The sequence below is a fragment of the Roseospira visakhapatnamensis genome (genome assembly GCF_014197915.1).
Taxonomy (GTDB): Bacteria; Pseudomonadota; Alphaproteobacteria; order Rhodospirillales; family Rhodospirillaceae; genus Rhodospira; species Rhodospira visakhapatnamensis.
In genome coordinates this window covers 25,731-44,571 of the sequence record NZ_JACIGK010000020.1, presented here as the reverse complement: position 1 = coordinate 44,571, position 18,841 = coordinate 25,731, and the positions used below count along the sequence as shown (strand labels likewise).

Annotated in this window: 13 protein-coding genes, 3 tRNA genes and 1 pseudogene; 4 read left to right on the top strand and 13 right to left on the bottom strand. The window is 70.1% G+C overall.

All coding sequences use genetic code 11. From position 1 onward, the window contains the following. Positions 1 to 42 precede the first annotated feature (42 nt). The 9 genes from GGD89_RS13120 to GGD89_RS13080 all read right to left on the bottom strand — a co-directional run bounded on the left by GGD89_RS13120 (position 43) and on the right by GGD89_RS13080 (position 12,355). Positions 43 to 117 (bottom strand) — tRNA-Gly (locus GGD89_RS13120). Positions 118 to 296: 179 nt separating this feature from the next. Next, positions 297 to 1,289 carry a 2-dehydropantoate 2-reductase gene (locus GGD89_RS13115; protein ID WP_184045978.1) on the bottom strand — a complete coding sequence of 331 codons (993 nt, stop codon included), beginning with the start codon at positions 1,287 to 1,289 and terminating at the stop codon, positions 297 to 299. Beyond that, positions 1,286 to 2,842 (bottom strand): acyl--CoA ligase, encoded by a 1,557-nt coding sequence (locus GGD89_RS13110; RefSeq protein WP_184045976.1) that lies wholly within the window; start codon positions 2,840 to 2,842, stop codon positions 1,286 to 1,288. Before GGD89_RS13110 ends, GGD89_RS13115 begins: the two co-directional genes overlap by 4 nt. Positions 2,843 to 2,847: 5 nt before the next feature. Further along, positions 2,848 to 4,311 (bottom strand): dihydrolipoyl dehydrogenase family protein, encoded by a 1,464-nt coding sequence (locus GGD89_RS13105; protein ID WP_184045974.1) that lies wholly within the window; start codon positions 4,309 to 4,311, stop codon positions 2,848 to 2,850. After that, positions 4,308 to 5,123, bottom strand: a complete 816-nt coding sequence (locus tag GGD89_RS13100; RefSeq protein WP_221238454.1) for a TVP38/TMEM64 family protein — start codon at positions 5,121 to 5,123, stop codon at positions 4,308 to 4,310. The genes GGD89_RS13105 and GGD89_RS13100 overlap by 4 nt, the downstream gene beginning before the upstream one ends. A 562-nt stretch (positions 5,124 to 5,685) precedes the next feature. Beyond that, the gene (locus GGD89_RS13095; protein WP_184045972.1) at positions 5,686 to 8,358 is read right to left on the bottom strand and encodes a TRAP transporter permease; all 2,673 of its coding nucleotides are present in this window, start codon (positions 8,356 to 8,358) and stop codon (positions 5,686 to 5,688) included. 207 nt (positions 8,359 to 8,565) lie between these two features. After that, the gene (locus tag GGD89_RS13090; protein WP_184045970.1) at positions 8,566 to 9,543 is read right to left on the bottom strand and encodes a TAXI family TRAP transporter solute-binding subunit; all 978 of its coding nucleotides are present in this window, start codon (positions 9,541 to 9,543) and stop codon (positions 8,566 to 8,568) included. A 404-nt stretch (positions 9,544 to 9,947) separates the two neighbouring features. Next, positions 9,948 to 11,315 carry an aspartate aminotransferase family protein gene (locus GGD89_RS13085; RefSeq protein ID WP_184045968.1) on the bottom strand — a complete coding sequence of 456 codons (1,368 nt, stop codon included), beginning with the start codon at positions 11,313 to 11,315 and terminating at the stop codon, positions 9,948 to 9,950. Then, positions 11,312 to 12,355: a MurR/RpiR family transcriptional regulator gene (locus GGD89_RS13080; RefSeq protein ID WP_184045966.1), complete on the bottom strand. Its 1,044-nt coding sequence runs from the start codon at positions 12,353 to 12,355 to the stop codon at positions 11,312 to 11,314. Before GGD89_RS13080 ends, GGD89_RS13085 begins: the two co-directional genes overlap by 4 nt. A 641-nt stretch (positions 12,356 to 12,996) precedes the next feature. On the opposite strand from GGD89_RS13080, the gene GGD89_RS13075 reads away from it, so the two are divergent. The 4 genes and pseudogenes from GGD89_RS13075 to GGD89_RS13060 form a co-directional block, all read left to right on the top strand. Then, on the top strand, positions 12,997 to 13,512 hold the full coding sequence (locus tag GGD89_RS13075) for an adenine phosphoribosyltransferase (RefSeq protein ID WP_184045964.1): 516 nt from the start codon (positions 12,997 to 12,999) through the stop codon (positions 13,510 to 13,512). A 298-nt stretch (positions 13,513 to 13,810) separates the two neighbouring features. Further along, positions 13,811 to 16,033, top strand: a complete 2,223-nt coding sequence (locus tag GGD89_RS13070; RefSeq protein WP_184045962.1) for a sensor histidine kinase — start codon at positions 13,811 to 13,813, stop codon at positions 16,031 to 16,033. Positions 16,034 to 16,289: 256 nt separating this feature from the next. Then, positions 16,290 to 16,637, top strand: a complete 348-nt coding sequence (locus GGD89_RS20665; RefSeq protein WP_184045960.1) for a helix-turn-helix domain-containing protein — start codon at positions 16,290 to 16,292, stop codon at positions 16,635 to 16,637. Further along, positions 16,534 to 17,083, top strand: a pseudogene (locus tag GGD89_RS13060) (transposase); the annotation flags it as partial. The gene GGD89_RS20665 and the pseudogene GGD89_RS13060, both read left to right, overlap by 104 nt. A 219-nt stretch (positions 17,084 to 17,302) precedes the next feature. Here GGD89_RS13060 and GGD89_RS13055 read toward each other — a convergent pair. From GGD89_RS13055 to GGD89_RS13040, 4 genes are all read right to left on the bottom strand, one after another. Further along, positions 17,303 to 17,379, bottom strand: a tRNA-Ile gene (locus tag GGD89_RS13055). Positions 17,380 to 17,490: 111 nt separating this feature from the next. Next, a tRNA-Pro gene (locus GGD89_RS13050) sits at positions 17,491 to 17,567 on the bottom strand. 152 nt (positions 17,568 to 17,719) lie between these two features. Then, positions 17,720 to 18,460 carry a MerR family transcriptional regulator gene (locus GGD89_RS13045; protein WP_246423100.1) on the bottom strand — a complete coding sequence of 247 codons (741 nt, stop codon included), beginning with the start codon at positions 18,458 to 18,460 and terminating at the stop codon, positions 17,720 to 17,722. Between the two features lie 50 nt (positions 18,461 to 18,510). After that, positions 18,511 to 18,831: an integration host factor subunit alpha gene (locus GGD89_RS13040; RefSeq protein WP_184045956.1), complete on the bottom strand. Its 321-nt coding sequence runs from the start codon at positions 18,829 to 18,831 to the stop codon at positions 18,511 to 18,513. Between the last annotated feature and the right edge of the window lie 10 nt (positions 18,832 to 18,841).

Genomic DNA, 18,841 nt, shown 5'->3' with positions numbered 1-18,841 from the left:
TCTCGTCCGTCCGGCCGGGACAGGCCAGCCGATGGGACAGGTTGGAGCGGGTGATGGGAATCGAACCCACGACATACAGCTTGGGAAGCTGTCGTTCTACCACTGAACTACACCCGCAGGGAGGCCCTGGCGACCGGCCTAGCATGTCCCTACATACGATGCCCGCCGCCGCCGGGCAAGGGGCCTGTCGGGCGTCCGAGGGTCGAGCCCTGACTCATACCAACGGTCATGGAGACTGACCGTTGCAGTCCGTGTGAGCAACCGGGGACATGGGTAACACTCATCCGCCACTGATATCACGCCTCCAGGCAGCCGGCCAGCTGGGCGCGCAGGCGCACCAGCGCCAGCACGGTGTCGAGGGTCGGCGTCGCCGCCCCCACCAGGCGGCCCAGTTCGGCCACCGCGCCCACCAGGGCCTCGATTTCCATCGGCCGGCCGCGCTCCAGGTCCTGAAGCATGGATGTCTTGTGGGCGCCCACGGCGGCGGCGCCGGCGATGCGCCGGTCCACGTCGATGGGAACGTGGATGCCCAGGGACTCGGCCACCGCCTGCGCCTCCAGCATCATCGCCCGGGCGACCCCGCGCGTGCCCGGGTCGGCACACAGCGCGTCCAGCGGCGCGCCGGTCAGCGCGCTCAAGGGATTGAAGCACAGGTTGCCCCACAGCTTCACCCAGATCTCGGTGCGGATGTCGGATCGGACCGGCGCCTTCAGGCCGGCCGCCGACAGCGCCGCCGCCAGCACCAGCGCCCGCCGGGAGCGGTCGCCCGAGGGCTCGCCGAGGGAAAACCGCGTGCCCTCGATGTGGCGCACAACGCCAGGGGCCTCGACCTCGGCGGCGGGATGAACCACGCAGCCCAGCACGCGGTCGGGTCCGATGCCGGTCCATTGGGCGTCGCCGGGATCGACGCTGGCCAGCCGGTGGTCCTCCCAGGGTCCCGGACACCTGTGGAAGTACCACCAGGGCACGCCGTTGACGCCCATCACCACGCAGGTTTCCGGCCCCAGGAGCGCCTGGAGCAGGGGCACGGCGTCCGGCACGGCGTTGGCCTTGAGGGTGACGATGACATAGTCCTGCGGCCCCAGGTCGGCGGGCGTGTCGGTGGCCGGCACCCGCACCGTGTGGTGGCGGTCGCCCTCGATCAGCGTCAGGCCATGGGTGCGCAGGGCCTCCAGATGCGGCCCGCGCGCCACGAGGGAGACCTCGGCGGTTCCGGCCAGGGCAAGCCGCGCCCCCAGGTAGCCGCCGATGGCCCCGGCGCCGAGGATGCAGACCCGGGGGAGGGTCATCGGCCCGCCACCCCAAGGGCCTGGGCCAGCCCGACCCGGCGCGGCTTGCCGGTCGGTCCCTTGGGGATCTCGTCCAGGATGAGCACCGTGCGCGGTACCTTGAAGGGCGCCAGCCGTTCGGCGGCGAAGGCCCGCAGATCCCGGTCGGTGGTGCCGTGCCCCTCGCGCAGCACCACGGCGGCGCCGACGTCCTCGCCCAGGGAGCGGTGGGGCACGGCGAAGGTGATCACCTGGCGCACCGCCGGGTGATCCATCAGCACGCCGTCGACCTCCAGCGGGCTGATCTTCTCGCCGCCGCGATTGATGATCTCCTTCAGGCGCCCGGTGAGGGTCAGCATGCCGTCGGCGTCCATCCACCCCTGGTCCCCGGTGCGGAACCAGCGCCGTCCCTCCGCCCGGAAGAAGGCCGAGGCGTTGGCATCGGGGTTGTTCTCGTAGCCGGGGGTGACGTTGGGGCCGCTGATGACCACCTCGCCGATCTCGGCCGGGCCATCCAGCAGGCGGGGCGCGCCTTCGTCGGCCAGCCGCACCCCGGGTCCGGCCGCCACGCCGACGCAGCCCGCACGGCGCGGGGCCGGCGGCAACCGGTTGGAGGTCATCTGATGACACGCCTCGGTCATGCCGTAGCTTTCGATCACCGGAGCCTGGAAGGCGCCTTCCAGGGCGGTCATCACCTGCGCCGGCAGCGACGCCGACGACGACCGGATGAAGCGCAGCCCGGCGGCCGCCGCCGCGTCCGGGGTGCGCTCGGCCCGGGCCAGGATGGCCTGGTGCATGGTGGGCACGGCGGTATACCACGTGGGCCGCGCCGCCTTCAGCCAGCCCTGGAACCGCAGCGCGTCGAAGCCCGGCGCGCACCACACCGAGGCCCCGTGCGCCAGCGACGCGATGACCGCCGCGATCAGGCCGTGGATATGGAACAGCGGCATGATGTTCAGGCACCGGTCGTCGGGCGTCAGCGCCAGCGTCGCGCCGATGTGCCGGGCCGAGGCGGCCACGTTGCGGTTCAGCAGCGGCACGATCTTCGGCCGCGCGGTGGTGCCCGAGGTGTGCAGCACCAGGGCGCCGTCGTCGGGCCCGGAGGCGCCCGGTCGGGCCGGCGTCCCCAAGGCCGCCGGGCTGGCGCCCTCGCCGGCCATCAGGGTGACGGCCCCGGCCGGGCCGTCGGCCCGGCGCTCCAGGCGGGCCACGGGGATGCCCAGCCCCCGGGCGGCGGCCACGGCCGGGCCGTCGTCGGTCGCCGCCACCACCAGCAGCCGAGCCCGCAGATCGTTCAGATAGAAGGCGACCTCGTCGTGGGTATAGGCCGGGTTGAGGGGCGCCACGTCCACGCAGCACGCCAGGCCGACGAAGGCGGCGGCCATCTCCGGGCCGTTGGGCAGCACCAGCGCCACCCGGTCGCCGCGTCCCACGCCCAGCCCGTTCACGGTGGCGCACAGCTGCGCCGCCACGGCCTCCAGCGCCCCGAAGGTCAGCCAGGGACGGTCGGGGGCGCCGATCGCCGGACGGTCGGGGGCGTGGCCCGCCAGCAGGTCGCGCACGGTGTCGGCCATGAGGGTCACCCCAGCCAGGACAGCAGGCGCACCAGGCGGCGGGTGCGCTCGGAAAACAGGGCCGGCTCGTGGAACGCCCCGGCGGCGCGCTTGCTGGCCTCGGTGCGGGTCGGATAGGGCGCGATCATGGTGGCCAGGGCGCCGAGGCGGATCCGGTGGCGGATGGCCATCACCCAGGGCTGGATCAACTCGCCGGCGTCGCGGCCCACAACCCCGGCGCCCAGCACCCGCCCGCGCGGGGTGGCCACCACCTTGACCATGCCCTCGGACCGGCGCTCGCACCGCGCCCGGTCGTTCTCGGCGAACGTCCAGCGCACCACGCGGGGGGACCGGTCGTGATGCCTGGCCAGGGCCTGGGTCTCGGTCAGGCCCACCCAGGCCAGTTCGGGATCGGTGTAGGTGACATGGGGCACGACCCCGAGGTCCACCCGCGCCGGCAGGCGGAACAGCGCCTGTCGCACCACCACGGAGGCCCCGTGGCTGGCCATGTGGGTGAACATCGGGCCGCCGGTGACGTCGCCGATGGCGAACACCCGGCGGTTGGTGGTGCGCAGGCGGTCGTCCACCCGGATCCCCTGCGGGGTGGCTATGATGTCGGCCGAGGCCAGCTTGAGTCCCTTCAGGGCGGCGCGCCGGCCCAGGGCGACCAGGAGGTGACTGCCGGTCAGGGTATCGACGCCGCCGGCCCCGTCGATGGCGGTGAGGCCGAGGCGGGTCTCCGCGCCACGCCCGGGGCCGTCGTCGGGGCGGGTCTCGACCGAGGTGGCCCGCCAACCCTCGCGCAGGTCCACGCCCTCGGCGATCAGGCGGGTCCGCACCACCGCGGCCATGTCGGGGTCGTCGCCGCCCAGGACTCGGTCAACCTCCAGGATCGTGACCCGGCTGCCAAGCCGGCGAAACGCCTGGCCCAGTTCGCAGCCGATCGGTCCGCCGCCCAGGATCATCAGGTGTGTCGGTCGCTCGCGCAGCGCGAAGACGGTCTCGTTGGTCAGGTAGGGCGAGTCGGCAAGCCCGGGGATGGTCGGCACATGGGGGCGTGATCCGGCGGCCACGACGAAGCGCCGTGCCCGCACCCGGTGCGCGCCAGCCAGGACGGTGTGCGGATCGCCGAAGCGGGCCTCCTCGCGCAGCACCGTGACGCCCAGGGACTCGAAGCGCGCCTGGGAGTCCATGGGCGTGATGCCGTCGATAACGCCCCGCACGTGGTCCATGACGGCGGCGAAGTCGACGGCCGGTTCGCCCGCGTGCACTCCGAAGCGGCCGGCCTCGCGGATGTCCTGCGCGGCGCGGGCGGCGGCCAGCAGCGACTTCGACGGCACGCAGCCCGCGTTCAGGCAGTCGCCGCCCATCTCGCCCTTCTCGATCAACACCACCGACGCCCCCAGCCGCGCGGCGCCGGCGGCCACGCTCAGGCCGCCGGAGCCCGCGCCGATGACGCACAGGTCCGGTGTCAATGTCGGGCCTCTCATGCCTCCGGTCCCTTCCAGCGTCGCCACAGAGTCGGCAGCAGGGCCAGCACCGCCAGCCCCAGCAGCGGTCCCAGGACCTGGGGATCGTACACCACGCCCAGGTCCGGCTGGTCCCCGGCCGCCAGCACCCGGTCCAGCCCGGCGCCGACACCGGCGAAAACGACCGCTCCGGGAATGATACCCAACAGCGTCGCCAGCACATAGACGCGCACCGAGACATCCAGGAAGGCCGGCACAAGATTCACCAGCCAGAACGGGAAGACCGGCACCAAACGCAACACAAGAAGGCCGGTGAAGGCGCTGTCCCGCAGCCGTTCGGCCAGCCGCCGCCCGGTACCCGAGAACGCGCGCCGCCGCCACCCGTCGCCGAGAATGGTGCGCGCCGCCAGGAACACGGCCGTCGCCCCCAGGGTCGCCGCCAGTACGACCAGCGCCGACCCCAGCACTGTGCCGAACAGGTAGCCTCCGGCGATGCTCAGCCACACCGCTCCCGGGACGCTGAAGGTGACGGCCAGGACGTAGGTCAGCACGAAGGCCACCACGGCCATCCCCTGGTGCGCGGAGACCCACGCGGCGATGGCCGCATGGTGCCGGCCCAGCGTGTCGAACGACAGCAGGCGCGGCCCGCCGAGGGCCACGAAGGCGGCAAGACCGGCGACCAGGAGCACGAGCAGCCCGAGTCGCAGCGTCCACCCCCGTCTCGTGTTGGCGAGGCCGTCGGGCGCGCCGGTCGCGGGCGCCTCACCGGCGGCGCCGGCGTTCGGAGGCGTCGGTCCGGCGGCGGGGTCGGCTCCGGTGTGGTTGGCGCTCATGCGGATCCCCTGTCATACCAGTGGCGGATGAGTGTGACTCATCCGCCGAGCGGCACCGGCCCGCTCCCCCTCCCGGCCACCCACGGCAGTATACTTGGGGTGGCCGGGAGGGGGAGCGGGCCGGCCACGGACTGCAACGGTCATTCTCAATGACCGTTGGTATCATAGGATACGGAAGGCGACATCGGACCGGTGCGTCGCGCCAGGGTCTCCGCGCCGGATCCCCGACACCGATCCCGATCATCATAGGTCATGGCTGGCGGCCTCGGCGAGCCCGCGTGTCCGTTCGCCCCGCGTGGGGCCGCACGGTCCTTGGTCTGGCGGATGCCCGACCCCCGACCGGCCACGGGCGTCAACGGTCGTGGTCAAGGACCGTGGGCGCAAGCTCCCTCCGCTCAGGGGCGTGAGGGCGCCCACCGGTCGAGCCGGAGCCGGTGGCGGTCGTCGGTGAGGCGCCGGGCGCCGCCCAGGACGGCCGCCGACAAACCCAGGGACGCGGCCAGGGCCTCCACCCGCGCAGGTGATTCCCTACGCGCTCGGCCCACCAGCCCGGCGCGACCGGTCACGCCCGGCCCGTCTCCCGCCCCGTCGTCTCCTGGCGGCGCAGGCGGACCCGCTGGGTCCACCAGACGACCAGCAGCAGCGCCAGCGCCGGGATGAAGAAGAGCTGGTTGGGGGGCCGCTCCTCGTTCTTCACCATGACCTTGGTGATTTCCCAGTCGAAGTCGAAGCCGAGCTTGTCGGCGGTGCTGTCGAAGACGATGTCGTCCACCAGAACGCGGCCGTCCTCCTCGCGCAGGGCCAGGCCGGCGCTCAACAAACGCTCAGCGCCGGTGCCCAGGCCGCCCATGGGCAGCATGACGGCCTTGCTGACCTCATCGCCTTCCAGGGTCATGCCCTCGACGCGCACCCTGAGGCGGCCGTTCTCGGGGACCTGCTCGGCCATGGCCTCGATGCGGGTGGGATCGATCTCCAGCAGTTCCGGCGCCACCATGTCCATCCAGAAGCCGGGCCGGAACATGGTGAAGGCGATCAGCAGCAGGGCCGCCACCTCGTACGGGCGGCAGCGCACGATGAAATAGCGCTGTGTGGCCGCCGCGAAGGTCAGCATGGCCACCAGGGCGAAGCAGAAGACGACAATGCCGTGTATCCAAGAATTCACGCCGATCAGCAGCAGTTCGGTATTGAAGATGAACAGGAACGGCAGGATCGCGGTGCGGATGTCGTAGGTGAACCCCTGGATGCCGGTCTTGATGGGATCGGATCCCGAGATGGCCGAGGCCGCGAAGGCCGCCAGGCCCACCGGGGGCGTGTCGTCGGCCAGGATGCCGAAGTAGAACACGAACATGTGCGCGGCGATCAGCGGCACGATCAGGCCGTTTTCCGCGCCCAGGGTGACGATCACCGGGGCCATCAGGGTGGAGACGACGATGTAGTTGGCGGTGGTCGGCAAGCCCATGCCCAGCAGCAGGCTGGTGACCGCGGTCAGCAGCAGCATGATCATCAGCGAGCCGCCGGACAGGTACTCGATCATCTCGGTGAGCACCTGTCCGACACCGGTCAGGGTCACCGCGCCGACGATGATGCCGGCGGCGGCGGTGGCCACGCCGATGCCGATCATGTTGCGCGCGGCCATCACCGTGCCGTGATACAGGTCCGTCAGGCCGTGCCAGGCGGCGGACCCGATGGCGCCGCCGTCCAGGCCCCGGAACCGGGCCGCCAACGGGCGCTGGGTCACCACGTTGAACACCATCATGGTGGCCGCCCAGAAGGCGGACAGGCCGGGCGAGAGCTGTTCGATCATCAGGCACCAGACCAGCACCACCACCGGCAGCAGGAAATGCAGGCCCGACAGGACGGTGGGGCCGGCCGCCGGCACCTCGGTGATCTCGGCGGTCTCGGGCATGGGCGGCACGCGGCTGACCACCCAGACCAGCGCCACATGGGCGATCAGCAGGACGCTCGCGGCGATCCAGGGGGTGGCGTCTCCGGCCACCGGCTTCAGCCATCCGAACCCGTAGTAGACCACCGCCGCCATGCCGGAAACCACGAGGAAGCTGCCCAGGAAGCCGATGGCCGCCTGGTGCCAGGGGCGCACGGTCGCGCGCGGCAGGCCCTTCATGCCCGCCTTCACCGCCTCCAGATGGACGATGTAGACCAGCGCGATGTAGCTGATCAGCGCCGGCACGATGGCGTGCTTCATCACCTCCATGTAGCTGATGCCCACGTACTCAACCATCAGGAAGGCCGCCGCGCCCATGATGGGCGGGGTGAGCTGGCCGTTGGTGGAGGAGGCCACCTCGACCGCGCCGGCCTTGGTGCCCGGGAAGCCCACCTTCTTCATCAGCGGGATGGTGAAGGTGCCGGTGGTGACCACGTTGGCGATGGAGGATCCGGAGATCAGCCCCGTCATGGCCGAGGACACCACCGCCGCCTTGGCCGGGCCGCCGCGCAGATGGCCCATGAATGCGAAAGCGACGCGGATGAAGTAGAGGCCGGCGCCGGCGCGCTCCAGGAAGGCGCCGAAGGCCACGAACAGGAACACCATGGTGGTGGAGACGCCGAGTGCGACGCCGAACACGCCCTCGGTCGAGAGCCAGAAGTGCGACATCGCCTTTTCCAGCGAGGCGCCCTTGTGGGCGATCACGTCCGGCATGTACTGCCCACCAAACGTGTAGCCCAGGAACACCAGGGCCACGACCAGGAGGGGAGGGCCGAGCGCGCGTCGCGTGGCTTCCAGCAGCAGCAGCAGGCCGATCACGCCGACCGTCACGTCCGTCGTGGTGGGCGCGCCCGGGCGGGTCGCCAGGGCATCGTTGAACAGCACCAGGTAGGCGGCGCAGAACGCCCCCGCCAGGGCGAACAGCCAGTCCAACACCGGGATATGGTGGCGGGGCGACGCCTTGAAGGCCGGGTAGGCGGTGAAGGCCAGGAACAGCGCGAACGCCAGGTGGATCGAGCGGGCCTCGGTGCCGTTGAAAATCCCGAAGCCCAAGACGAACGGCAGCGGCGAGGCGAACCACAACTGGAACAGGGTCCAGGCCACGCAGGTGACGATGATGATCCGTCCGGAGATGCCCCGGGGGGTGCGGGCGCCGGACTCCACCTGGGCGACGATGTCCTCGGCGGCGCGCGAACCGCCCGATCCTGTCTCGCTCTCGGGGGGGGGCGCTCTGTCGTCGGCGGCCGTGTCATTCGACGGGCGCGCGCGCGTGGTCCGGGTGTCCTCGCTCATGAATAGGGGGCCTCCTGACGCTCGGGCGGAGGCTCGGGCGGGACAGACCCTGATCGGAGCTGGACACCGGGCCGAGCCAACGGGCGGGAGTGTTCGGGCCGGACGACCGGCGGCGCGGTTGGGCGGACCGGCGCCGGGCGCCATGGCGAGGTCCCTGTCCGGGGGCCTCGACCGCCGCGTCCCGGCGCCGACCGATGGAGTCGAGGCCTATTCGATCAGGCCAGCCTCACGATAGTACTTCTCGGCGCCCGGATGCAGGGGCGCGGACAGGGAGGCGGAGACCATCTCCTCCTTTTCCAGCACCGCGAAGGCCGGGTGCAGCTTCTTGAAGTCCTCGAAGTTCTCGAACACCGCCTTGACGAGCTGGTAGACCACCTCGTCGGACACGGCGGCCGAGGTCACCAGGGTCGCGCGCACGCCGAAGGTGGTGGTGTCCTCGTCGCTGCCCCGGTACATGCCGCCGGGAATGGTGGCCATGGAGTAGTACGGGTTCTCGGCCACCAGGGTCGCCGTGGCGTCGTTGTCCACGTTCACCAGATTGGCGTCACAGGCGGTCGTGGCTTCCTTGATGGAGCCGTTGGGATGACCGACGGTGTAGACGAAGGCGTCGATGTTGTTGTCGCACAGGGCCTGCGACTGCTCGGCGGCCTTCAACTCGGCGGCCAGGGAGAAGGTGTCGGGGGTCCAGCCCATGGCCTCCATCAGCACCTCGATGGTGCCGCGCTGGCCGGAGCCGGGATTGCCGATGCTCATCCGCTTGCCTTCGAGATCCTCGAAGTTGGTCACGCCGGCATCGGCCCGGGCGACCACGGTGAACGGTTCGGGGTGCAGGGAGAACACCGCGCGCAGGTCCTCGAAGGCGCCGGCCTCCTCGAACGTGGCGCTGCCGTTGAAGGAATGGAACTGCCAGTCGGACTGGGCGACGCCGAAGTCCAGTTCGCCCGCGCGGATGGTGTTGAGGTTGTAAACGGAGCCGCCGGTGCTCTCCACCGAGCAGCGGATGCCATGATCGGCCCGGTTCTTGTTGACCAGGCGGCAGATGGCCCCGCCGGTGGGATAGTAGACGCCGGTGACGCCCCCGGTGCCGATGGTGATGAACTGCTGGTCGGCGGCCGAAGCGGCCCCGGCCGTCATGAGGCCGGCGGCGAGTACGGCGCCGGCGGTCGCGGCGGTCAGAGTCTTCATGGTGTCAAGCCTCCAGGTTCCCAGGTTGTTGTTCGATGGCCGGCGAGGAGCCCCCACCCGGCCTTGCCGCATCCGCGCCCCCATCCATCCCATCCCGGCAGGCCCGTCGATGCGTTGGGCGGGCCTTCCACGGGCGCGGCCGGGGGGCGGCCACGGCATCACCACCGGTCACGTGGGGTGACCGCTGGTCGTCGGTGTCCTGGCGTGGCGCCCGGGTCATGCCCGGCGCCCCACCGAGGTCTGGTCCGGACAGATGATCCCGGACCTGTTCGGCCGGACCGTCCCCGATGGATGATCCCGGCAACAGGTTGCCCCACCCCACCCGAAGGTGGGCGGGACCCAGTGTTTCGCGCCTGACCGGCGAAGGCAAGCGTTCGCGCGCTCGTCCGCTCCGGTCGGTCGCGTCATGCCGTCGAGGCCGGGGCGCGCGCCGGCGTGTCCAGCGCTTCGGCGAGCGCCTCGCCCAGGCGGTCGACGATCTCGTGCCGATGCGCGTCTTCGATGATGAACGGGGGTGCCAGCAACACATGGTCTCCATGGCGGCCGTCGATGGTCCCGCCCATGGGGTAGACCATCAGGCCCCGGGCCATGGCGGCCCGCTTGACGCGCGCGTGAAGCTTGACGGCCGGATCGAAGGGGGCCTTGGTCTCGCGGTCGGTCACCAGTTCCAGGCCCAGCAGCAGCCCGCGCCCGCGAATGTCGCCGACGTGGGGATGCTGTCCCAGCGTCTCCTCCAGGTCGCGGCGCAGGGCCGCGCCCTGGCGGCGCACGTTGTCCAGCAGGTTGTCGTCCCGCAGGCGCCGCTGCACCGCGAGCGCGCCGGCGCAGGCCGTCACATGCCCCATGTAGGTGTGGCCGTGCTGGAAGAATCCGCTGCCGGCGACCACCGCGTCGAACAGCACGGCCGAGCACAGCATGGCGCCGATGGGCTGGTAGCCGGCGCCCAGCCCCTTGGCGGCGATCAGGATATCCGGGCCGATGCCGTCCTCGGCGCAGGCGAACATGTGGCCGGTGCGGCCCATGCCGCACATCACCTCGTCCAGGATCAGCAGCACGCCGTACCGGTCGCAGATCTCGCGGATGCGCCGGAAGTAGCCCGGCACGGCCGGCACCGCGCCGGCGGTGGCGCCGACCACCGGCTCGGCGATGAAGGCCGCCACCGTCTCCGGTCCCAGGGTCTGGATGGCGGCCTCCAACTGGTCGGCGGCGCGCCGGCCATAGGCTTCGGGGCTTTCGCCTTCGGCCTGCTCGCGATAGGCGTAGCAGGGCGCGATGTGGGTGGCGGGCATGAGCATGGGCTCGAACGGCTGACGCCGCCACTGGTTGCCACCCACCGACAGCGCGCCCAATGTGTTGCCATGGTAGCTTTGCCGGCGGGCGATGACGCGATGCCGGTCGGGCTGGCCGATCTCCAGGAAGTACTGACGCGCGAGCTTCAGCGCCGCCTCGGCCGCCTCGGAGCCGCCGGAGACGAAATAGACCTTGTCGAGGCGGTTGCCGGGGATCACCGCGTTGGCCTGGGCGATCAGGTGCGCGGCCAGGTCCTCGGCCGCCTCGGTGGTGAAGAAGCCGGTATGGGCGTAGGCCAGGGTGTCCACCTGGCTCAGGACGGCGGCGCGCACGGCCGCGTCGCTGTGCCCCAGGCAGGACACGGCCGCGCCGCCGCAGGCGTCCAGGTAGCGGCGCCCGTCGCCATCAATCAGCCAGGGGCCATCCCCGGCGACCGCCACGGGATAGGTGGCGCCGGGCTGGCGATGAAACACGTGAGTCATGAAGGTCTCCGTCGCCTTTTCGGCTCCTGCCAATAGGCGTCCATGATGTCCAACTGGTGTTCGGTCTCGGTGATCGCCGCCAACGTGGCGTCACCGCCCTCGGCCACCACCAGCGCCAGCAGTGCCTGAATCTGGGCCAGCGCCGGCACCAGCGACTGGAAATAGCTGGGCGAGGCCGTGTCGGTCAGTAGCACCTGACTGGCCCGCTCGGCCAGGGGGGAGACCAGACTGTCGGTCAGGGCGATCACGCGCACGCCCTGGTCCGCGGCCATGTCGGTGGCGCGCACGGAGTCGTGGGTGTAAGGGCGAAAACCGATGACCAGCGCCACGTCGGCGGGGTCACCCCGGGCCAGGCGATCGAACAGGGTGCCGGCGTGGCTGTCCACCAGCACCGCGTTGCCATGCACGATCGAGTAGGCGTAGTGGAAGAACGAGGCCAGCGCGTAGCATGAGCGCAGGCCGAGCACGAATACCGTGCGGGCCTCGCAGATCATATCGCGCGCGCGCGTCAGCGCGGTGACGTTGGCGGCGCCGACGGTCTCGCGCAGGGCGGCCATATCGGCGGCGGTCATGTCCTCCAGCAGCGTCCCCGGGCTTCCGGCCTCGCCCCGGCCCCGTTCCTGCAAGGTGCGGGCGCGCGCCACGAAGGCGCTCTCGCCGCCACGCAGCCAGAGCCGATAGGGCTCGCGGAAGGCGTCGTAGCCGTCGAAGCCCAGGGCCCGGGCCAGTCGCACCATGGTCGAGGGCTTGACGCCGGCGTGTTCGGCCAGGCGCCGCATGGAGGTCAGGGCCACGTCCTCGGGGTGCGCCAGCACGTAGCGCGCCGCCTGGCGCAACTGCGGGCTGAGGGCGGCATGGGTCTGCTGGATCCGCTCGCTGATATGGGTCAGGGCCTGGGCGCTCCCGGCGGGCGCGCCGTGGGGGGCGGTCGCGCCCGTCGGTCCGACGTCGTCGTCGCCGTTTCCACCACCACCGCCACGACCGCCGTCGCCGCCGCCCTTGTCCGTCCGATCGGTTTTGTCGGTGATGCCCTCGTCCATGGTACCGGTTCCCCAAGAATCGTCGGGTCCGCGGGGGGCCGGGCCACGCAACCGTCCCGGCTTCCGCCTTTCCGGTGCCTCGCGGCGGCCTGGGTGGAGCCCCGCGACTCCTGGCCGCCAAGGTCAGCCCTGGACCAACGGTCATCGAGAATGACCGGTGCCGCCCTGGCACCTGACTCTGAAGCTTATCCGGTGCCGCCCTGGCACCTGACTCTGAAGCTTATGCGGCGCGCCCCCATGGTGCCAAGGCACAATTGACTCCCGGTCCGGGCGTGGCGTGCCAGTGCACTGATCCAGACAAAAGATGCAATCCGCATTCTTTTTTGAATCGAAATCGCAATAAAAACAATGTTTTGTGCAGCGACGCATGCACGGGGGACTCCCTTGAATGCGTCGCTGCCCTAGGCGTTTCGCGGCCCGGGGGCCGTGACGCGGGGCGTCGGCGCGCCCGGTGGGACGCGGGTCGGCCACGGGCGGTCTCGACCCGTTCCGTTAACCATTGGTGTTGTTATCCGCGTGGTCCTGCTTCTGGTGATCCGGCGTCCGTCGCCCGGGGCGGCCGCGCCGCCGGGGTCTCGGTGCTTTCCTTATGCGATCCAGGGAACTAGGATGCCCCGCCTGAACAAGGGAGGGGTTGCCCAATGGACCTAAAGGACCACATCCGCGAAATTCCTGATTTTCCGAAACCCGGCATTCTGTTCTACGACATCTCGACCCTGCTCGCGCATGCCGACGCTTGGCAGGTGACCATGGGGCGCATGGCCAAGGCGGCGCGGCAGCACCAGCCCGACGTGATCGCGGGGATCGAGTCCCGGGGGTTCCTGGTCGCGGCGCCGCTGGCCCTGAAGCTGGGGTGCGGGTTCATCATGGTGCGCAAGCAAGGCAAGTTGCCCGGCAAGACCATCCGTCACACCTACGCCCTGGAGTACGGCGAGGACACCGTCGAGATCCAGGACAACGCCATCGAACCGGGACAACGGGTGATCCTCGTCGACGACCTGCTGGCCACCGGCGGGACCTTCGCCGCCTCCGTCGAACTGCTGCGCAAGGTTGGGGCCGATGTGACCAGCGCGGCCTGCATCATCGAATTGGAGTTTCTCAAGGGACGCGACAAGCTGGACATTCCGGTGCACGCGCTTGTCAGCTACGATCAGTGATCGGACAGTCCATGACCGAGGGGGCGCGAGGGGACAGGCGCCCGCTCCGCAAGCCGCGTCGCCGTTTCTCACCGCCGTTTCTGACCGGGGTTTCGGCAGGATGGGGTCCGGTGGTCGACGGAGCGGGTTCGGTGACGCGGAGGGCTCGACACCAGCGCGTGTGACCGGCGCGCCCCGGTGACGGCACGGGGCGGCCGCACGCCATCGAAAGCCAGCGCGGGGGGGCCGACACGAGATCGGACCGCTTGGGGGCGCGCCGGCGTCATCCATGGTCCGGTGGGGAGGGAGCGGCGAGGGCATGGAACTTGCCGTCGGCATGGCTCAGGGGGGCGCCGCCTTCGGGTTCGGCATCCTCACCCTGGTGGCTGTCTACGCTCGCACGCTGCCCGCGGCGCCGCCCGCCCTGACGTCATGGACACTCGGTTTTCTAGCATTTTCGATTAGTTATGTCGTTTTGATTGTTCCTGTCGTGCCGCCAGCGGCGCGTCTGATTCTGTCGGACCTGGCCCAGGCGTCGGCCGGCGCGCTGCTGGTGATCGGGACGGCGTCGCTTCGGCGGTGGCGGCTCACCCGGGCCAGGACGGCTGGTCTGTGGGCCGTGGCGATGGCTTGGCCGCTGGTGGCGTCCGCTCTGGCGAGTCCCCTGGGCGTGGTCCCCGACCAGCCGCTGCACGGCATCGCCGGCCTGGCCTTCCTGGTCACCGCCTGGGGTCTTGCGCGCGCGCGGCTCGACGGCGACGACGGCAGCCGTTGGCTGGCCGCCGCCGCCCTCGCCGTGTGCGGGGTGCATCAGGGGCTGGTCCCCGCGTTGCACACCCGGCCTGACCTGATCCCGTGGAGCTACGGGACCGCGCAGGTCACCGCCATCGGCCTTGCGCTCATGCTGGCCCTGATGGTGGTGAACCGCCAGCGGGTCGAGGGCGACGCCCATCGGACGCGCGCCAATCGCCGCGAGGCGCAGTTGCGGGACGCCATCGAGGCGGTGTCGGAGGCCTTCCTGCTTTGCGATGCCGACGACCGCGTGGTCATGTGCAACGCCCGGAGCCGTGCCCTCTATGCCGGCATCGCCGACCTGATGGTGCCCGGAACGCCTTATGAAACCCTGCTGCGCGCGGCGGTCGCGCGCGGCGTCATCGCCGAGCCGGAAACCGCGAACCCGGACGATGAGCGCGAGGCGTGGATCCAGGCCCGCATCGCCCGGCATCGCGACCCACCGCCCTATGCCGTGACCCAGCGTCTGACCGGCGGGGTGGTGGTGGAAATCCATGAGACCCGCGCCGAGGAGGGCGGGCGGGTGCTGATCGCCAACGACATCACCGACCGGGTGCGCTGGGAGGAGGATCTGCGGGACAGCCGCCGGCGGTTCCGCGATCTGGCGGAGATCGCCTCGGACTGGTTCTGGGAAACCGGACCCGACCATCGGTTCACCTTCGTCTCCAACCGGGTGGAGCGCACCCTGGGTGTGACCCCGGCGCACTTCATGGGGCGGACCCTGATCGACGTCTCGGGCATGGAGACGCCGCCGCGAAGCTGGCGCGAACTGGCCGGACTGATGGATCGGCGCGAGCAGTTCCGGGACGTGGTGGTCGAACAGACGCTGCCGAAGGGCGAGACGCGTCACGTGCGCATGAGCGGCCTGCCGATCATCGACATGGCCGGGACCTTCGACGGCTACCGTGGTGCCGCCACCGACATCACCGAACAGAAGCTGACCGAGCATATCCTGCGCGAGACCCGCGATGCCGCCGAGCGCGCGAGCCGGGCCAAGGCGGCGTTCCTGGCGAACGTCAGCCACGAACTGCGCACGCCCCTGAACGCGATCATCGGCTTCTCGGAGATCATGGAGGCCGAATTGCTCGGCCCGCTGGAGAACCAGAGCTACAAGGGCTACGTCGTCGACATCCTGCACAGCGCCCGTCACCTGCTCAGCGTCATCAACGATATCCTCGACATGTCCAAGTCCGAGGCCGGCCGGCTGGACCTGTCCGAGTCCGAGTTCTCGCTGACCGATCTGGTACAGGACGCCCTGCGCATGGTCGGCCCCCTGGCCGGGCCTCGGGGGCTGATCCTGGCGAGCGAATTGCCGCTGCATCCGCCCCGGCTGTTCGGGGACGAGCGCCGCTTGCGCCAGGTGATGCTCAACCTGCTGTCCAACGCCATCAAGTTTTCCGACTGCGGCAGCCGGGTGGCGGTCCGCGCCGGACTCAATGCCACCAGGGACGTGATGGTGGAGGTCAGCGACCAGGGCATCGGCATGACCGAGGCGGAGATGCGCGAGGCGCTGGAAACCTTCGGCCAGGTGGACAACCGACTCGCGCGCCGGAGCGAGGGTACGGGCCTCGGCCTTCCCCTGTCGCGCGTCCTGATGGAGCTTCATGGCGGCAGCCTGACCATGACCAGCGTCAAGGGGTCGGGGACCACCGTCATCCTGACCATGCCGGCCAGCCGCGTGATTGCCGACCGCGACACCTTGGCGGGCCAGGCGCCGGCGCCTGACGACGGGACGCTTGCGGGCGAGTGATACCAGCGGCCTGAGGGTCTGATACCAGCGGCGGATGAGCGTGACTCATCCGCAGAACGGCACCGGCCCGCTCCCCCACCCGGCCACCCCAAGCATACTGTCGTGGGTGGCCGGGTGGGGGAGCGGGCCGGCCAAGGACTGCAACGGTCATTCTCAATGACCGTTGGTCTGACTCTCTGTGGGCACTCTTCGGGGATTCCCAGCCTGTAGGGGATGTGTTTCGGTGGTCTCTCCAGATGTTGTGTTGGGGGGACGCATGGGCACAGCCATTAAGGTCACGTGGGCCGACCACGATGCGGTCTCATTGCGGCGATTGGCGGGAACGTGCGGGGAGGCGGAGGCGACCCGTCGGCTGTTGGCGATGGCGATGGTTCTGGAGGGAACGAACCGTCGGGATGCGGCCCGTCAGGCTGGGATGGATCGGCAGACGCTGTGCGATTGGGTGCACCGCTCCAATGCGGCGGGCCGGGACGCGTTCTCGAACCGTAAACCGCCGGGCCAGGCGCCGTGTGGTTCGCCATGGCCACGGGCCGGAACGGGTGATCCTGACGGGCATCGGTCCTGTCGCCGTGAGACGGCCGAAGGTCCGCGACCGGGCTGGTGAAGGGGGGCGCATCCGCTTGCTTCACCTCGGCCATCCTGCCGCGTTTTGCCCGCCGGTACGTGTACGTCTGGGCCGACGGGATTGACCTTCAGGGCAGGATGGAAGACGAGAAGCCGTGCATCCTGGTCGTCATCGGCGCCACACCCGAGGGCCGGAAGGACCTGGTCGGGGTCCAGGCGGGTTTCCGCGAAAGCACCCAGAACTGGCGCGAACTCCTGAACGACCTGAAAGGACGCGGCCTTTCCAACGGGCCGGACCTGGCCGTCGGCGACGGCGCGCTCGGCTTCTGGACCGCCATCGACGACGTCTTCCCCGGCGCCCGCCACCAGCGCTGCTGGGTTCACAACACGGCCAACGTGCTCAACAAGGTCCCGAAGTCCAAGCAGAAAGCCGCGAAAGACGACCTCCATGCCATCTGGATGGCCGAGGGGCGCGCCGAGGCCGAGAAAGGCGATGGACACCTTCAAAGCCAAGTAGCAACGTGCTCGTCTGCATCGCGCCACTGCGCACGGTGACCCGCCAGCACGCGCCCGTCCTTCTGATGCGCGGCGTCCGGCTGGTCTTCGGCGGGCACCTGTCCTACAGCCGCTCGGCGGGGTTTCGAACCAAGAGTCTGACCTTACCCTTCAAGGTCTTAACCGGCCCGACCGGCACCGAGTGGGGTTTGGTGGGCCCGGCAGGACTCGAACCCGCAACCAGACCGTTATGAGCGGTCGGCTCTAACCAATTGAGCTACAGGCCCCCACCACCACTCCCTCCCGTCTGCAAACCCCGTTGCCACAAGGGAGGTCAGCTTACACCTGCGGCGGATGAGTCACACTCACCCGCCGCAGGTCTCACGTCTCTCATGTCATGGTCGGAGAGGCGGGATTCGAACCCACGACCCCTTGACCCCCAGTCAAGTGCGCTACCAGACTGCGCCACTCTCCGACAGGACTTTCGATCAATTGCCGCGGACCGACGATGCCACGGGTTCGACCAGTGCATGCCCCGAAGACGGGCACGCGGGGGAGGACGTTTCCACCACGTCGCGGCACCGGGGTCAAGGGAATTCCGCGCCGCACCCGGGGATCGCGCCGCGATCATCCGTCCAATGGCATGGAGGGCGGCCGGGTGGCGTTCAGCGCCTGTCCCATCAGGGACCGCAGGGCCACCAAGTCCTCCAGAATCGACTCCAGTTCCTGGCGATGGGCCGGGTCCAGCCCCGCCGGGCCTCTCGCGCCGGACGCCACGGGCTCGGTCCTCATGGCGGCGCCATCATCCACCCCCGGCGCCTCGGCCACCCGCGCCGCCGCGATGCCATCCACCCACGGCTCGTCGGGGGTGGCTGCCTCAGGACCGTCCACGACGGACGGCGTGGCCCCCGCGTCGCCGTCATCGGACACGTCGTCCCCCACCTCGCCCAGGCCGGATGCCGCGTCGCCGATCACCGGCCCCCCGGACACCAGTCCGTCGTCATGGGCCGCCGCCGCCATGCCGACCAGCGTCAGCGCCCCGGCGTCGTCCTCTGCGCGGTCCTGCAAGGCGTTCACGACCGCCTTGGCGCCATTGTCCCGCAGCAGCTTCTGCACGCCCTTGATGGTGTACCCCTCGCGGTACAGCAGATCCCGGATGGTGGTCAGCAGCACCACATCCTCGGGCCGATAGTAGCGCCGGCCGCCTCCCCGCTTCATGGGGCGGATATGCGAGAACTTGGTTTCCCAGAACCGCAGGACGTGCTGTGGGACATCCAGTTCGGTGGCCACCTCACTGATGGTGCGAAAAGCCGCGTCGGACTTCCCTCCCCGACGCGAGGTGCCCCCTTGGGCCTGGCCGTCGGCCAAGGTTTTCTCCTTCTTGTCCGAAGCGCCCGCGTTGCCCATCGTGTCCCCCTCTACTCACCCCGAGGGCCGTCGCCGACGGCGTCCTTGTTGATGCGGTTCTTGAGCAACTGAGAGGGCCGGAAGACCAGAACCTTGCGCGGCATGATCGGGACCTCTTCCCCCGTCTTGGGGTTGCGCCCGACTCGCTGCCCTTTCTCGCGCACGGAAAAACTGCCGAACGATGAAATCTTCACGACCTCGCCGCGAGCCAGCGCCAGGGACATTTCCTCAAGCACGGACTCCAGCAAGTCAGACGACTCGTTGCGGGACAGGCCGACCTCCTGATAGACGGCCTCGCTCAATTGGGCGCGCGTGACGGTTTGCCCACTCATGCCATTCCGT

Excerpts from the sequence above, each read along its gene's own strand:
- GGD89_RS13040 (WP_184045956.1), bottom strand. The coding sequence starts at position 18,831 with ATGAGTGGGCAAACCGTCACGCGCGCCCAATTGAGCGAGGCCGTCTAT.
- GGD89_RS13110 (WP_184045976.1), bottom strand. The coding sequence starts at position 2,842 with ATGGCCGACACCGTGCGCGACCTGCTGGCGGGCCACGCCCCCGACCGT.
- GGD89_RS13090 (WP_184045970.1), bottom strand. The coding sequence starts at position 9,543 with ATGAAGACTCTGACCGCCGCGACCGCCGGCGCCGTACTCGCCGCCGGC.
- GGD89_RS20665 (WP_184045960.1), top strand. The coding sequence starts at position 16,290 with ATGGGCACAGCCATTAAGGTCACGTGGGCCGACCACGATGCGGTCTCA.
- GGD89_RS13095 (WP_184045972.1), bottom strand. The coding sequence starts at position 8,358 with ATGAGCGAGGACACCCGGACCACGCGCGCGCGCCCGTCGAATGACACG.
- GGD89_RS13080 (WP_184045966.1), bottom strand. The coding sequence starts at position 12,355 with ATGGACGAGGGCATCACCGACAAAACCGATCGGACGGACAAGGGCGGC.
- GGD89_RS13085 (WP_184045968.1), bottom strand. The coding sequence starts at position 11,315 with ATGACTCACGTGTTTCATCGCCAGCCCGGCGCCACCTATCCCGTGGCG.
- GGD89_RS13070 (WP_184045962.1), top strand. The coding sequence starts at position 13,811 with ATGGAACTTGCCGTCGGCATGGCTCAGGGGGGCGCCGCCTTCGGGTTC.
- GGD89_RS13100 (WP_221238454.1), bottom strand. The coding sequence starts at position 5,123 with ATGAGCGCCAACCACACCGGAGCCGACCCCGCCGCCGGACCGACGCCT.
- GGD89_RS13075 (WP_184045964.1), top strand. The coding sequence starts at position 12,997 with ATGGACCTAAAGGACCACATCCGCGAAATTCCTGATTTTCCGAAACCC.
- GGD89_RS13115 (WP_184045978.1), bottom strand. The coding sequence starts at position 1,289 with ATGACCCTCCCCCGGGTCTGCATCCTCGGCGCCGGGGCCATCGGCGGC.
- GGD89_RS13105 (WP_184045974.1), bottom strand. The coding sequence starts at position 4,311 with ATGAGAGGCCCGACATTGACACCGGACCTGTGCGTCATCGGCGCGGGC.